Below are 14393 nucleotides of genomic sequence, written 5' to 3' on the forward strand. Positions count from 1 at the left end.
GACCTCAGGCCCGTTCGTAGGCGCCCGCGCGCACGAGCGGGATCCGGACTTCCTCGTCGGTCATCGAGCCGTGCTGGCCGATCATGGCCTCCGCCTGGCGGCTGGCCTCGCGGCGGTCGTAGTAGGCGATGCCCGACCGCGCGGCGACGAGCACGTCGGCGATGCGATCGCGAGCAGCGGATGCCACCGGGCCGTACAGTCCGGCGTCGATCGCCTCGTCGGCCGACATCACCCATGCGCGGTGCCCCTCGGCGTCGCGCCAGCGCTCCACGAACGCCTGTCGTTCGGCGGCCGAGAGGCCGGGCTCGAGGTGGAGGCCGAGGCAGCGCGGCTCCCCCGCCACGTGGCGCACGCCCTCGACGAGCTCCGGGCGCGCGTCGATGTGCACGTGGCGGTGCGCGGGAACGTCGATCACGCCGTGGTCCGCGGTGACGAGGAGGCCCGTGCTGCGCGGCATCCGTCGTTCGAGCGCCGCGAGCTCACCGTCGAGTTCCTCGAGCCGCGCCGTCCAGCGGTCGGATCCCCAGCCGTGCGAGTGCGCGAGCTGGTCGAGCTCGGGCACGTAGAGGTAGACGAGTGCGGGCCCGTCGGCGAGGATGCGCGCCGCCTCGGCGAAGCGGGCGACGATCGTCTGCGCACCCCGGTACTCGGCCCCCCGCAGCACCGCCCGCGTGTAGCCGGACTCCGCGTACCGCGGAGCGCCGATCGCGAACGACGGGATTCCGCGCTCGCGCGCCGTCTCGAAGAGCGTGGGCCGAGGCTGCCACGCCTCCGGCACCATGCGGTCGTCCCAGCCGTTGAGCTGGTTCACGAGCCGGTCGTGCGCCCGGTCGAGCACGCGATAGCCGACGAGTCCGTGCTCGCCGGGCATGAGTCCCGTGGTGAGGCTCGCGATCGCCGCTGCGGTCGTCGACGGGAAGACGGTGCGGATGACGTCGCGCTTCGACATCCGCCCGGACAGGAACCGCGCGTGGCCGGCCCGCGCACGGATGTTCGCCGCGCCCAGGCCGTCGACGAGCACGACGACCGCGGATGCCGCAGCGGGGAGCGCGAGGGCGTTCGGCTCGCCGCCGAGGCTGGCGAGCGCTCCTGCGAGCACCGCGGTGAGCCGCGATCCGCCGTCGGCGGGCACCGGTAGCATTGCAGGCATCGCGCCCAGTCTGACACAGGCCGGGCGCGCCCCCGTTCCGCGCGTGCGCCCGCACGCCCCAGGCAGAGACGACGCATGACCCGAGCTACGAACGAGCCCACCGACGCACCGATCGCCGAACGCATCGAAGACGTCGATGTGTCCGACGAGATGCAGGGTTCCTTCCTCGAGTACGCCTACTCGGTCATCTACTCGCGCGCCCTGCCCGACGCCCGCGACGGGCTCAAGCCCGTGCAGCGCCGCATCCTCTACATGATGAGCGACATGGGCCTTCGGCCCGACCGCGGGCACGTCAAGTCGGCGCGCGTCGTCGGCGAGGTCATGGGCAAGCTCCACCCGCACGGCGACTCGGCCATCTACGACGCGCTGGTGCGCCTCGCGCAGCCGTTCACCCTGCGGGTGCCGCTCGTCGACGGGCACGGCAACTTCGGCTCGCTCGACGACGGCCCCGCCGCCGCCCGCTACACCGAGGCGCGACTGGCGGCCCCCGCGATGTCGATGACGGAGCACCTCGACGAGGACGTCGTCGACTTCGTCCCCAACTACGACAACAGCCACCAGCAGCCCGAGGTGCTCCCCGCGGCGATCCCGAACCTCCTCGTCAACGGCGCGAGCGGCATCGCCGTCGGCATGGCCACCAACATGGCGCCGCACAACCTCATCGAGGTCGTGCAGGCGGCCCGCCACCTCATCCAGCACCCCGAGGCGACGCTCGACGAGCTCATGGAGTTCGTGCCCGGGCCCGACTTCCCGTCGGGGGGGACCATCGTGGGCCTCGCGGGCATCCGCGACGCCTACGCGAACGGCCGGGGCTCGTTCAAGACCCGGGCGCGGGTGAGCGTCGAGCAGGTCACGGCGCGCAAGACCGGACTCGTCGTCACCGAGCTCCCCTACCTCGTCGGCCCCGAGAAGGTCATCGAGAAGATCAAGGACGGCGTCAACGCCAAGAAGATCACGGGCATCTCGGATGTCACCGATCTCACCGATCGCAACCGCGGCCTCCGACTCGTCATCGGAGTCAAGACGGGCTTCAACCCGCAGGCCGTGCTCGAGCAGCTCTACCGGCTCACCCCCCTCGAGGACTCGTTCAACATCAACAACGTCGCGCTCGTCGACGGGCAGCCGCAGACGCTCGGGCTCCGCGACCTGCTGAGCGTCTACATCGCGCACCGCGTGCGCGTCGTGACCCGGCGCTCCGAGTACCGCCTCGCGCGTCGTCGCGAGCGGCTGCACCTCGTCGAGGGCCTCCTCATCGCGATCCTCGACATCGACGAGGTCATCCAGGTCATCCGCACGAGCGACGACGCGGATGCCGCGCGCACGCGCCTGCAGGAGGTGTTCGACCTCAGCCAGCTGCAGGCCGAGTACATCCTCGAACTGCGACTGCGTCGGCTCACGCGGTTCTCGCGCATCGAGCTCGAGGCGGAGCGCGACCAGCTGCTCGCCGAGATCGCCCAGCTCGATGAACTGCTGTCGAGCGACGCCCGCATCCGCGCACTCGTCGCCGAGGAGCTCGGCCACGCGGCGGAGCTCTACGGAACCCCGCGCCGCACCCTGCTCACCGAGGCGCGACCGCAACCGGCGGGTGCGTCGCGCAAGGCCATCGCCGCCGCCGACCTCGAGCACGCCGACGTGCCGTGCCGCGTGTTCCTCAGCTCGACGGGGCGCATCGCGCGCGTCGACCGGCAGCCCGGCGACGAGGGCATCGCCGTCACCGCGCCGGCCCGGCGATCGAAGCACGACGCCATCCGGTCGAGCCTCGACACGACGAGCCGCACCGAGATCGGCGCCGTCACGTCGCGCGGCCGCCTCATCCGCTTCTCGCCGCTCGAGCTCCCCGTGATGCCGGGCAACTCGGTGCAGCTCGGCGCCGGCGTCCGCGTCGCGGAATACCTCGCGCTCACCGACCGCGACGAGCAGGTGCTCGGCCTCGTCTCGCTCGACGCCGCCCAGCCGATCGTGCTCGGCACGGCGCAGGGCGTCGTGAAGCGCGTCTCGCCCGGCGGGTACCCGAACCGGCCCGACTTCGAGGTCATCGCGCTGAAGCCCGGCGACCGCGTCGTGGGCGTCGCGCAGGGCGGCGACGACGACGAGCTCGTGTTCGTCACCTCCGACGCGCAGCTGCTCCACTTCCCCGCGTCCGCGGTTCGGCCGCAGGGCTGCGCGGCCGGCGGCATGGCGGGCATCAAGCTCGACGCGGGTGCGAGCGTGATCTCGTTCACGGTGCTCGCGCCCGACGACGTCGCCTCGGCGGTCGTCGTCACCGTCGCCGCGTCGGGCGACACGTTGCTCGGCGCCGACCCCGGCACGGCCAAGGTCTCCGATTTCTCGGAGTTCCCCGGCAAGGGGCGGGCGACGGGCGGTGTCCGCGCACAGCGGTTCCTCAAGGGCCAGGACGCGCTCTCGGTCGCCTGGGTCGGCCCGGCGCCCGCGCGCGCGCTCGGCAGCGACGGGTCCACGCGCAACCTGCCCGAGGGCGGCGCGAAGCGCGACGGCTCGGGCTCGCCGCTCGAGGCGGTCGTGCAGGTCGTGGGCCGCGGCATCCGCTGATCGCCCGCGCCGGTGCGCCGGGCGGCACCGCCTCCCCTGCCGGGCGTCGTCCCGGGTCGGCGTCGAACGCGCAGGTCAGGCGTCGATGCGGTCGCGGCTCAGGCCTGCGGCGCTGTCGACGATGAACTCCTTGCGCGGGGCGACCTCGTTGCCCATGAGCAGCTCGAACACCCGGCCCGCGTTCTCGGCGTCGGCGACGCCGACGCGCCGCAGGGTCCGGTGGCGCCGGTCCATCGTCGTCGTCGCGAGTTGGTCGGCGTCCATCTCACCGAGGCCCTTGTAGCGCTGGATCGGGTCCTGGTACCGCTTGCCCTGCTTCTTGAGCGTGGCGAGCACGCCCTGCAGCTCGGGCTCCGAGTAGGTGTAGATCGTGTCGTTCGGCTTCGAGCCGGAGTTCATCACGACCACCCGGTGCAGCGGCGGAACGGCGGCGAACACGCGGCCCTCCTCGATCATCGGCCGCATGTAGCGGAAGAAGAGCGTGAGGAGCAGGGTGCGGATGTGCGCGCCGTCGACGTCCGCGTCGCTCATGATGATGACCTTGCCGTAGCGGGCCGCGCTGAGGTCGAAGGTGCGGCCGGAGCCGGCGCCGATCACCTGGATGATCGACGCGCACTCGGCGTTGCCGAGCATGTCGGAGATCGAGGCCTTCTGCACGTTCAGGATCTTGCCGCGGATCGGCAGCAGCGCCTGGTGCTCGCTGTCGCGGGCGAGCTTCGCCGTTCCGAGCGCGGAGTCGCCCTCGACGATGAACAGCTCGCTCTGCTCGACATCGGTGGAGCGGCAGTCGACGAGCTTGGCGGGCAGCGAGGAGCTCTCGAGCGCGTTCTTGCGTCGCTGCGTCTCCTTGTGGGTGCGAGCGGAGATGCGCGCCTTCATCTCGGAGACGATCTTGTCGAGCAGCAGCGACGTCTGGGCCTTGTCGTCGCGCTTGGTGGAGGCGAACCGCTCCCCCAGTGCCTTCGCCACGACCGAGGCGACGATCGAGCGCACTGCGGGGGTGCCGAGCACCTCTTTCGTCTGGCCCTCGAACTGCGGCTCTGGGAGCCGTACCGTGAGCACCACGGTGAGCCCGGCGAGCACGTCGTCCTTCTCGAGCTTGTCGTTGCCGACCTTGAGGCGCCGGGCGTTCTGCTCGACCTGGGCGCGCAGGAACTTGAGCAGCCCCTGCTCGAACCCGGTCTGGTGTGTGCCGCCCTTCGGCGTCGCGATGATGTTGACGAAGCTGCGGGCGACGGTGTCGTAGCCCGTGCCCCAGCGCAGCGCGATGTCGACGTGGCAGTGCCGTTCGATCTCGGTGGGCACCATCGCGCCGCCGTCGGTGAGCACGGGCACCGTCTCGGTGAAGCGACCGTCGCCGGTGAGGCGCCAGATGTCGGTGACCGGAGCGTCGTGCGAGAGGTGCTCGACGAACTCCGAGATGCCGCCGTCGAAGTGGAAGCGGTGCGATTCGGGCGTCTCGCCGCGCTCGTCGATGACGGTGATGCCGAGGCCGGGCACGAGGAACGCCGTCTGGCGGGCGCGCCCGAGCAGCTCCTCGAGTTGGAACGCGGCGCCGCGCGTGAAGATCTGCGGGTCGGCCCAGTAGCGCACGCGGGTGCCCGTGACGCCCTTGGCGACACGCCCGGCCACGCGCAGTTCGCTCGCGAATTCGAACGGGGTGAACGGCGACGTGGGGCTGGGGCCCGCGCCGTCGGCGAACCGTCCCGGTTCACCGCGGTGGAACGACATGGCCCAGGTCTTGCCGTCGCGGTCGACCTCGACGTCGAGCCGCTCGGAGAGGGCGTTCACGACCGAGGCGCCCACGCCGTGGAGGCCGCCGGATGCCGCGTACGAGCCGGACCCGAACTTGCCGCCCGCGTGCAGCTTCGTGAACACGACCTCGACGCCGCTCAGGCCCGTCTTCGGCTCGATGTCGACCGGGATTCCGCGGGCGCGGTCGCGCACCTCGACGCTGTCGTCGGGGTGCAGCACGATGTCGATCTCGGATCCGTGGCCGCCGAGGGCTTCGTCGACCGAGTTGTCGATGATCTCCCAGAGGCAGTGCATGAGGCCACGGGAGTCGGTCGAACCGATGTACATGCCGGGGCGCTTGCGCACCGCCTCGAGTCCCTCGAGCACGGAGAGATGACGCGCGGAATAGTCGGAGCTCACGTCGGTCAAGCCTACTGATGCACGACGTCGTCGCCGTTCAGGCGCTACGCGCTGAGCGAAATGCCCGCCCCGAGGGAAGGCGCCGCCCCGACGCATGGTTTCATTGAGTGACAGGAAGTTCGGAACGTGAGCGACGGAGGAGGAGCCATGACGCAGTACGCCGAAACCACCGGTGCGGTGGACGAACTCGAGACCCCCCACGAGCTCACCGCGCTCGACCGCTGCGACGCCTGCGGCGCACAGGCCTACATCCGCGTCGTCGTCGCGAGCGGCGAGCTGCTCTTCTGCGCCCACCACGGTCGCAAGCACGAGGAGAAGCTCTCCCAGATCGCGCACAGCTGGCACGACGAGTCGAGCCGACTCCTCGACGACGGCCGCTGAGCCGAACCACCGGCCCACGAACCACGAACGCCCCGGAGCATCGCTCCGGGGCGTTCGCCGTCGCGTCGAGGCGCGCTCACTTCGGGTGCACGGATGCCCCGACGCCCGCGGCGCGCAACTGGGCGTGCCTGGCGGACTCCGCGTACGCATCCACCACCGCCGCCTGCGCGCCCGGCGCGTACGACAGCCCCGCGCGCTCGGCCGCGATGGCCAGGAGCGCGTCGGCCATGACCGGGTTCTTCGCGAGCACCGGACCGTGCAGGTGCGTGCCGATGACGGCGCCCATCACGACGCCCTCCTGCGACGAGCCCCGGCCGTTGCCCTCGCCCGCGCGCACACGGCCCAAGGGCGAGGCCTCGGCCTGCACGTAGTCCCGTGCGTGGTTCTCGAAGCCGACGAGCACGCCGTATCGCGGGGAGTCGACGACGAGGTCGCCGGTGACGCGCTCAGTCCTCGGCACCGCGCGTCCCGGCAGGATCGCGAGTCCCTCGAGGTCGGGCACGCCGTCGCGCTCGACCCCCCAGCTGAGCAGCTCCCAGCCTGTCCCGACCGCGAGGATGGGCACGCCCTCGGTGCCCCAGCGGCGCAGCTCGTCGTGCATCGTGCGCAGGACGTCGCGCGCCGCCTCGAGCGCGGAGTCGCTGCCGGAGCCGATCACGACGGCGTCCACCCGGTCGGGCAGGTCGTCGCGTGACTCCACCTGCACGACGCGCGCCGCGAGTCCGGCCCAGCGGGCGCGGGCGGCGAGCACGGCGGCGTTCTCGGCGTCGCCGTTGGTGTTCTGCAGCGACGGGATGAGCGACGCGATCGTGATGGTCATTCCGCTCCCGTGAGTCCGAGGTGCGCGCGCGTGCGCCGCATGGAGTCGGCCGAGAAGACGATCGTCTTCACGCCGCTCGCGGGCGCCGGCGCGGCGAGGAAGTCGTCGAGCGCGCGGGCGAGGTCGGGCTCGACACGGTCGATCTCCACGCCGTCGTAGGCGAGCATGAGCGCCGCCTCGGCGGCCTTGGAACCGCTGACGATCGCGACGCGGCCGAGCGACGAGGCATCCGTGGGCCAGAAGTACGAGGGGTCGCGCACGTCGGAGCCGATCGCGAACAGGATCTGCTCGGTACCGGGGGCGATGCTGTCGACGTTGAGCTGGTAGCTCGAAGGATTCTGCACGAGTACGAACTCGACCTGCTGGCCGCGCACCGTCACGCGCTCGCCCCGGCCGAACACCGCGGGGATCGCGCTGAGGGCTGCGGCTGCGGTCTCGTTCGAGAATCGCGCGCCCAGCACGGCCTTCGCCGTCGCGTAGGCCGCGGCCGCGTCGACGGCGTAGTGCGTGCCGCGCGCGGGCAGGCCGACGTCGACGGATGCCGCGCCGTCGCGCAGCACCGCGGAGGAGCCGTCGACCGACTCCACGACCACGCCGCCGCCGTCGGGGAGGCGTGCCGCATTCGTCTCGGTGTAGCCGAGCCCGCGGGGCGATGCCGCGAGCACGGCGTCGGAGACCCCGTACCGGTGCACCGCGACATCCGGGCGCAGGCCCGCCGCGAGCCGCTCGAGGGTGGCGTCGTCCGCGTTCACGACGACGGCCTCGCCGGCGCGCGACGCGATCTTCGCGAGCATGCCGGCGACCATGTCGGAGTCGTGGAAGCGGTCGATCTGGTCGACCATCACGTTCGTGAGCGCGACGACACGGGCATCGACGCCCTGCATGACGAGGGCGCCGTGGCCCTCGTCCATCTCGAGCACCGCGACGTCGCCGGGCACGCGACCCTGCCAATCGGCCTGCTCGAGGAGCGCCGAGGTGAGGCCCTGGCTGATGTTCGCCGTCGACGGGTTGGTGAACACGTGCATGCCGTGGGCGCGGAGGATCGCCACGAGCATCTTCGTCGTCGTCGACTTGCCGCTCGACCCGGACACGACCACGACGCCCTGCGGGAAGCCCGACAGGGTGCGCCGCAGGTAGTTCGGCGCGATGCGGTTCACGACGAGACCCGGAACGGCCGATCCGCCGCCGGGCTTGCGCAGCCGGGCGGCAAATCGGGTGAGCCTGCCGACGAGGATCGCCGGCGCGTAGCGCACCGGCGGCCTACTCGAGGTAGTCGCGGAGCGACTGCGAGCGCGACGGGTGGCGGAGCTTCGCCATCGTCTTCGACTCGATCTGGCGGATCCGCTCGCGGGTCACGCCGAAGGTGTCGCCGATCTGGTCGAGGGTCTTGGGCATGCCGTCGCCGAGGCCGAAGCGCATGCGGATGACGCCCGCCTCGCGCTCGCTCAGCGAGTCGAGGAGCGACTCGAGCTGCTTCTGCAGCATCGTGAAGCCCACCGCGTCGGCCGGGACGACCGCCTCGGTGTCCTCGATGAGGTCGCCGAACTCGCTGTCGCCGTCCTCACCGAGGGGCGTGTGCAGCGAGATGGGCTCGCGACCGTACTTCTGCACCTCGATGACCTTCTCGGGGGTCATGTCGAGCTCGCGGCTCAGCTCCTCGGGCGTGGGCTCGCGGCCGAGGTCCTGGAGCATCTGGCGCTGCACGCGGGCGAGCTTGTTGATGACCTCGACCATGTGCACCGGGATCCGGATCGTGCGGGCCTGGTCGGCCATGGCGCGGGTGATCGCCTGGCGGATCCACCACGTGGCATAGGTCGAGAACTTGAAGCCCTTGGTGTAGTCGAACTTCTCGACCGCACGGATGAGGCCCAGGTTGCCCTCCTGGATCAGGTCGAGGAACTGCATGCCGCGACCCGTGTAGCGCTTCGCCAGCGAGACCACGAGACGCAGGTTCGCACCGAGGAGGTGGCTCTTCGCGCGCTGCCCGTCCTTCGCGACCCACTGCAGCTCGCGACCGAGCTGCGAGCGCTTCTCGGCGTCGGTCATGTGCGAGAGCTTCTCCTCGGCGAAGAGGCCCGCCTCGATGCGCATCGCGAGCTCGACCTCTTCGGCCGCGTTCAGGAGCGCGACCTTTCCGATCTGCTTCAGGTAGTCCTTGACGGGGTCGGCCGTGGCGCCGGTGATGGCGCTCGAGTAGACCGGCACCTCGTCCTCGTCGTCGACGGCCCGCAGCACGAGCGCTCCCGTGGGGTGGGGGTCGTCGGGAATGGGCTTCGCGTCCTCGTCGTCGGTGTCGGATGCCGCGTCGTCGGTCGCATCCTCGACGACCTCGACGACCTCGACCTCGACGTCGACCTCCTCGAGGGCCTCGGGATCGATCTCCTCGTCGTCGTCGCCGGTCGCGGCCTTGCCCTTGGTCTTGGGCTTCGCCGCGGACTTCGCCGTCGTCGTGCGCGGGGTCTTCGCAGCGGTCGTGGTGGCCGCCTTCGACGCGGGCGCGCGCTTGGTCGCCGGCTTGGCGGCCGCGGCGGACTTGCTCGCGGCCGTGCGCGTGGCTGCGGCGGGCTGCTCGACCGTTGCGGTCTCAGCCTCGCTCTTCGCAGCCGTGGTGGCCTTGGTTGCCATACGTATGAACCTCTCCTCACCGTGGCGCGGCTGGTGCGTCCCCTCGGACGTGCGGCTCGTGCACCGGTCCGGTCGATTTCGGACACTATGAGGACCCATGTCAAGTCCGCTGTCGATCGTGGCGGGAGCCACGCGGCGGACCAGACCGGGTCCTGTGACAATTATACCAGCGTCCGCCCGGTCCGGGCGCGCCTCGCCGTGCTGTCTTCATTGCAGTACAACCCCGGCGGGCCCGTCGGCATTCCCCCGCGGCCCCGGCGCGAGGCCCTGATCAGAGCGCAGCGGGCGGCTCGTCGTCGCGGTTGCGCCGGAACGCCAGGAACTTCTCGAGCTCGGCGGCGATCTCGTCGGCCGAGGGCACCTCGCCGTCCTCGTCGGTGAGCGGCGAACGCAGCGTCGTGCCCTCCATATAGGAGTCGTGACGCTCTTCGAGCGTGTGCACGAGCTTGGCCAGCTCCCCGTTCTCGGCGACCTGCTCGTCGATCCGCGCCGTGAACTCGCGTCCCTGTTCGCGCAGCACGTCGGTGGGGAAGATCCGCCCGGTCGACGCGCTGACGGCCTCGAGCGCGGCCACCGCGGCGGTCGGGTACTCCGAGTCGGCGAGGTAGTGCGGCACGAGGAGCACGAAGCCCGTCGTGGGATGGTCGAGCTCCTGCAGCCGGTACTCGACGAGGTGCAGCGCATTGGCGGGCACCTGGGTGGTGGGCCGCCAGACCGACATCGCCTCGATGAGATCGCTGCGGTTGCCGCTCACCGTCACGCCGATCGGCCGCGTGTGCGGCACCGGCATCGGGATCGAGTTGATCCAGGTCGTCGAGCCGACCTCGAACCGGTCGATCAGGCCGAGTACCGCCGCGCTGAACCGCTCCCACTGGAAGTCGGGCTCGAAGCCCGTGAGGAGCAGGAACTGCTGGCCGATCTCGTCGCGGGCGAGGTCGAGGCTCAGGCGCGGCGGCCGATAGTCGGTGAGGTGGTCGCCCTCGAACATGATGATCGGGCGCCGCGCGCGGTAGTCGAGCAGCTCGTCGGCGTCGAAGGTCGCGACCACGGTGGTGTCGAGCGTCGAGAGCAGGTACTCGCTCGTCTGCGCGACCGCGCCGCCCGCGTCGGCGAACCCGGTGAGCCCCGCGACGAGCGGCAGGCCCGACGGCACGACGACGTCGGGATTCAGCTCGAAGAGCGACCGGGGATCTCTCATGCTTCCAGCGTACTGACGGCGGTGGGGCCCACGTCCGGATCATCCGCCGCCGGTGCATGCCCAGAGCGAACACGTACGATCGGTCGCATGCAGGCACCCTCCCTCGAGCTCTCGAACGCCCCCGTCTCCGATTCCGACGCCGACGTCCTCCTCCTCGCCGCGATCCGGGGCGAGGAGGGACCCGAGCTGCTGGCGCCCGAGGGCTTCGACTGGGTGCGCGACGCGCTCGCCGCGCTCGGCGCGAAGGCCGCTCCCGACGAACTCACGCGCCTGCACTCGCCCGGCCCCGGCCCGGCCGTCGTGGCGGTCGCCGGCGCGGGCGATCGGGCGGATGCCGCGAGCCTCCGCCTCGCCGCGGGCAGCGCCCTGCGCCAGCTCGCGGGCGTCTCCGCCGTCGCGATCGCCGTGCCCGCCGACGACCCGGAGCTCGCCGCCGCGCTCCTCGAGGGCGCGGGGCTGGGCGCCTACGCCTTCACCGCGTACCGCGATGCGCCCTCGCCGGCGTCGCGCATCGTGCTGCACAGCGCCCACTCGGACGAGGCGATCGGCCTGCGGCGCATCCGCGCGGCGATCGGCGCGGTCGCCCGCACGCGCGACCTCGTGAACACGGCCCCGAACGAGCTCTTCCCCGAGCGCTTCGCCGAGATCGCGGCGGAGGCCGCCTCCGGCGCCGGCATCGCCGTGCGGATCCTCGACGACGGCGCCCTCGAGGCCGAGGGCTACGGCGGCATCCACGCGGTCGGCAAGGGCTCGACGCGCGGTCCGCGGCTCGTGCGGCTCGGGTACGCGCCCGCCGCGGCATCCGCCCACCTGGCGCTCGTCGGCAAGGGCATCACCTTCGACTCGGGCGGGCTGTCGCTGAAGCCCGGGGCGTCGATGGTGGGCATGAAGACCGACATGGCCGGCGCAGCCGCCGTGCTCGCGGCGATGGTCGCCCTGGCCGAGCTCGAGGTGCCCGTGCGGGTCACCGGCTGGCTGTGCCTCGCCGAGAACATGCCGTCGGGCAACGCCCTGCGCCCCAACGACGTGCTGCGCATGCGCGGGGGCACGACGGTCGAGGTGCTCAACACCGACGCGGAGGGCCGGCTCGTGATGGCCGACGCCCTCGCTGCGGCGAGCGAGGAGCAGCCCGACGCGATCGTCGACGTCGCGACCCTGACCGGTGCGCAGGTCGTCGCGCTGGGTCCGCGCATCGCGGGGCTCATGGGCGACGAGACGCTCGTCGGGCAGGTGCGTGCGGCGGCGGATGCCTCGGGCGAGGCGGTCTGGCCGATGCCGCTGCCCGACGACCTGCGCCCCCTGCTCAAGTCGGATGTCGCCGACATCGCGAACACCAAGCTCGGCGCCGGGATGCCCGGCATGCTGCTCGCGGGGCTCTTCCTGCGCGAGTTCGTGGGACGTCGCGACGGCGACGGCGGGGCCCGCATCCCGTGGGCGCACCTCGACATCGCGGGGCCCGCGAACAACACCGCATCGGCCTGGGGGTTCACCGGATCGGGGGCCACCGGGGCCGCCGTCCGCACCCTCATCCGGCTGGGCGAGGACCTCGCCGGCAGGTAGTAAGGTCATATGGGCGCGAACGTCGCCCACGCAGCCTGCCCGGCCACGAACCGGCGCAGCTCGCCTCGCAGATCCAGTGCGCAAGGGAGATTCCGGTTGTCCGAGCAGAACTTCGACCTCGTCATTCTCGGAGGCGGCAGCGGGGGGTACGCGGCGGCGCTGCGCGCCGTCCAGCTCGGCCTGACGGTCGCCATCGTCGAGAAGGACAAGGTGGGCGGCACCTGCCTGCACCGCGGATGCATCCCCACGAAGGCACTGCTGCACGCGGCGGAGATCGCCGACAACACCCGTGAGTCCGCGAGGTTCGGCGTGCGCTCGACGTTCGAGGGCATCGACGTCCCCGCCGTCACCAAGTACCGCGAGAGCATCGTCGCGAGCAAGTACAAGGGCCTCGCCGGCATGATCAAGGCCACCGGCATCACCCTCGTCGAGGGCGAGGGCCGGCTGGTCGCCGCGAACGCCGTGCAGGTGGGCGACCAGCGGCTCGTCGGCAAGAACGTCGTCCTCGCCACGGGCTCGCACTCCCGCTCGCTCCCCGGCCTCGAGATCGGCGGCCGGGTCATCACGAGCGAGCAGGCGCTCGAGCTCGACTTCGTGCCGAGCAAGGTCGCCATCCTCGGCGGCGGCGTCATCGGCGTCGAGTTCGCGAGCGTCTGGAAGTCGTTCGGCTCCCACGTGACGGTCATCGAGGCGCTCCCCCACCTCGTCCCCAACGAGGAGGAGTCGGTCTCCAAGCAGCTCGAGCGGGCGTTCCGCAAGCGCGGCATCGACTTCAAGGTCGGTGTCCGGTTCCAGGGCGTCACCCAGCACGACGACGGCGTCGTGATCACCCTCGAGAACGGCGAGACCGTCGACGCAGAGCTGCTGCTCGTCGCGGTCGGACGCGGTCCGGTCACGGCGAACCTCGGCTACGAAGAGGCCGGCGTCACGATCGACCGCGGCTTCGTCATCACGAACGAGCGCCTCGAGACGAGCGTCCCCGGCGTCTACGCCGTGGGCGACATCGTGCCGGGCCTCCAGCTCGCCCACCGCGGATTCCAGCAGGGGATCTTCGTCGCCGAGGAGATCGCGGGCCTCAACCCGATCATCGTCGAGGACGTCAACATCCCCAAGGTCACGTACTCGGAGCCCGAGATCGCGTCGATCGGCTACAGCACGGCGCGAGCCGCCGAGAAGTTCGGCGCCGACCAGGTGTCCTCGTACGAGTACAACCTGGCCGGCAACGGCAAGAGCCACATCCTGGAGACGAGCGGCTCGATCAAGGTCGTGCGCGTCAACGACGGCCCCGTGGTCGGTGTGCACATGATCGGCTCCCGCGTCGGCGAGCTCATCGGAGAGGCCCAGCTCGCCGTCAACTGGGAGGCGTACCCCGAGGACATCGCCCCCTTCCTGCATGCACACCCCACGCAGAACGAGGCGCTCGGCGAAGCGTTCCTCAAGCTCGCGGGCAAGCCGCTCCACGTGCTCTGATTCTGAGCCACCGAAACCCCACTGCAATAAGGTAGAAGGCGTCACACGCTGTGAAGGAGACAAGCGCATGAGCGAATCCGTCAGCCTCCCGGCACTCGGTGAGAGTGTCACGGAGGGCACGGTCACCCGCTGGCTGAAGAACGTCGGCGACCGTGTGGAGGTCGACGAACCGCTGCTCGAGGTGTCGACCGACAAGGTCGACACCGAGATCCCGTCGCCGGTGGCGGGTGTCATCGAGGCGATTCTCGTCCAGGAGGACGAGACCGTCGAGGTGGGCACCGCCCTCGTCACGATCGGCGATGGCTCCGGTGCTGCTGCGCCCGCTGCGCCCGCTGCCGAGGCAGCACCGGCGCCGGCTCCCGAGGCTGCGCCGGCTCCCGCCCCCGAGGCCGCACAGGCACCCGCGGCGCCCGCCGCTCCCGAGGCCGCACCGGCACCCACCGCGCCTGAGGCTGCGCCGGCACCGGCAGCTCCCGCACCGGCTC

At 71.5% G+C, this 14393-nt stretch carries 11 protein-coding genes; 5 read left to right on the top strand and 6 right to left on the bottom strand.

Annotated features, from left to right (window positions below; all coding sequences use genetic code 11):
• Window positions 1-4 precede the first annotated feature (4 nt).
• Window positions 5-1150, bottom strand: coding sequence for an alkaline phosphatase family protein (locus EDM22_RS15775; RefSeq protein ID WP_122938045.1), 1146 nt, complete (start codon window positions 1148-1150; stop codon window positions 5-7).
• Window positions 1151-1225: 75 nt separating this feature from the next.
• Here EDM22_RS15775 and EDM22_RS15780 point away from each other — a divergent pair, with 75 nt between their 5' ends.
• Window positions 1226-3700: a DNA gyrase/topoisomerase IV subunit A gene (locus EDM22_RS15780; RefSeq protein ID WP_122938046.1), complete on the top strand. Its 2475-nt coding sequence runs from the start codon at window positions 1226-1228 to the stop codon at window positions 3698-3700.
• A gap of 75 nt (window positions 3701-3775) precedes the next feature.
• Here the strand turns inward: EDM22_RS15780 and EDM22_RS15785 are convergent, their stop codons facing one another.
• Window positions 3776-5854, bottom strand: coding sequence for a DNA gyrase/topoisomerase IV subunit B (locus tag EDM22_RS15785; RefSeq protein ID WP_245989458.1), 2079 nt, complete (start codon window positions 5852-5854; stop codon window positions 3776-3778).
• A 147-nt stretch (window positions 5855-6001) separates the two neighbouring features.
• Here EDM22_RS15785 and EDM22_RS15790 point away from each other — a divergent pair, with 147 nt between their 5' ends.
• On the top strand, window positions 6002-6235 hold the full coding sequence (locus EDM22_RS15790) for a DUF7455 domain-containing protein (protein WP_122938048.1): 234 nt from the start codon (window positions 6002-6004) through the stop codon (window positions 6233-6235).
• A gap of 76 nt (window positions 6236-6311) precedes the next feature.
• Here EDM22_RS15790 and EDM22_RS15795 read toward each other — a convergent pair whose 3' ends face one another.
• The 4 genes from EDM22_RS15795 to EDM22_RS15810 all read right to left on the bottom strand — a co-directional run bounded on the left by EDM22_RS15795 (window position 6312) and on the right by EDM22_RS15810 (window position 10878).
• On the bottom strand, window positions 6312-7055 hold the full coding sequence (locus EDM22_RS15795; RefSeq protein WP_122938049.1) for a type 1 glutamine amidotransferase: 744 nt from the start codon (window positions 7053-7055) through the stop codon (window positions 6312-6314).
• Entirely contained in the window at window positions 7052-8308 is a 1257-nt protein-coding gene (locus EDM22_RS15800; protein WP_122938050.1) for a Mur ligase family protein, read from the bottom strand. Before EDM22_RS15800 ends, EDM22_RS15795 begins: the two co-directional genes overlap by 4 nt.
• A 7-nt stretch (window positions 8309-8315) precedes the next feature.
• Complete coding sequence (locus tag EDM22_RS15805; RefSeq protein WP_122938051.1) at window positions 8316-9680, bottom strand: RNA polymerase sigma factor; 1365 nt, start codon at window positions 9678-9680, stop codon at window positions 8316-8318.
• 271 nt (window positions 9681-9951) lie between these two features.
• A complete protein-coding gene (locus EDM22_RS15810; RefSeq protein WP_122938052.1) occupies window positions 9952-10878 on the bottom strand; it encodes a proteasome assembly chaperone family protein in 927 nt (308 codons plus the stop codon).
• Between the two features lie 87 nt (window positions 10879-10965).
• On the opposite strand from EDM22_RS15810, the gene EDM22_RS15815 reads away from it, so the two are divergent.
• From EDM22_RS15815 to EDM22_RS15825, 3 genes are all read left to right on the top strand, one after another.
• Window positions 10966-12438, top strand: coding sequence for a leucyl aminopeptidase (locus EDM22_RS15815; protein ID WP_122938053.1), 1473 nt, complete (start codon window positions 10966-10968; stop codon window positions 12436-12438).
• Between the two features lie 96 nt (window positions 12439-12534).
• On the top strand, window positions 12535-13908 hold the full coding sequence (lpdA, locus tag EDM22_RS15820; protein WP_122938054.1) for a dihydrolipoyl dehydrogenase: 1374 nt from the start codon (window positions 12535-12537) through the stop codon (window positions 13906-13908).
• Window positions 13909-13975: 67 nt separating this feature from the next.
• The coding region (locus tag EDM22_RS15825; RefSeq protein WP_342768530.1) for a biotin/lipoyl-containing protein at window positions 13976-14393 on the top strand (418 nt) is incomplete at its 3' end.

Origin of the sequence: Agromyces tardus, from assembly GCF_003710805.1 — a bacterium.
Taxonomy (GTDB): Bacteria; Actinomycetota; Actinomycetes; order Actinomycetales; family Microbacteriaceae; genus Agromyces; species Agromyces tardus.

Excerpts from the sequence above, each read along its gene's own strand:
- EDM22_RS15815 (WP_122938053.1), top strand. The coding sequence starts at position 10,966 with ATGCAGGCACCCTCCCTCGAGCTCTCGAACGCCCCCGTCTCCGATTCC.
- EDM22_RS15810 (WP_122938052.1), bottom strand. The coding sequence starts at position 10,878 with ATGAGAGATCCCCGGTCGCTCTTCGAGCTGAATCCCGACGTCGTCGTG.
- EDM22_RS15780 (WP_122938046.1), top strand. The coding sequence starts at position 1,226 with ATGACCCGAGCTACGAACGAGCCCACCGACGCACCGATCGCCGAACGC.
- EDM22_RS15790 (WP_122938048.1), top strand. The coding sequence starts at position 6,002 with ATGACGCAGTACGCCGAAACCACCGGTGCGGTGGACGAACTCGAGACC.
- EDM22_RS15795 (WP_122938049.1), bottom strand. The coding sequence starts at position 7,055 with ATGACCATCACGATCGCGTCGCTCATCCCGTCGCTGCAGAACACCAAC.
- EDM22_RS15775 (WP_122938045.1), bottom strand. The coding sequence starts at position 1,150 with ATGCCTGCAATGCTACCGGTGCCCGCCGACGGCGGATCGCGGCTCACC.
- EDM22_RS15805 (WP_122938051.1), bottom strand. The coding sequence starts at position 9,680 with ATGGCAACCAAGGCCACCACGGCTGCGAAGAGCGAGGCTGAGACCGCA.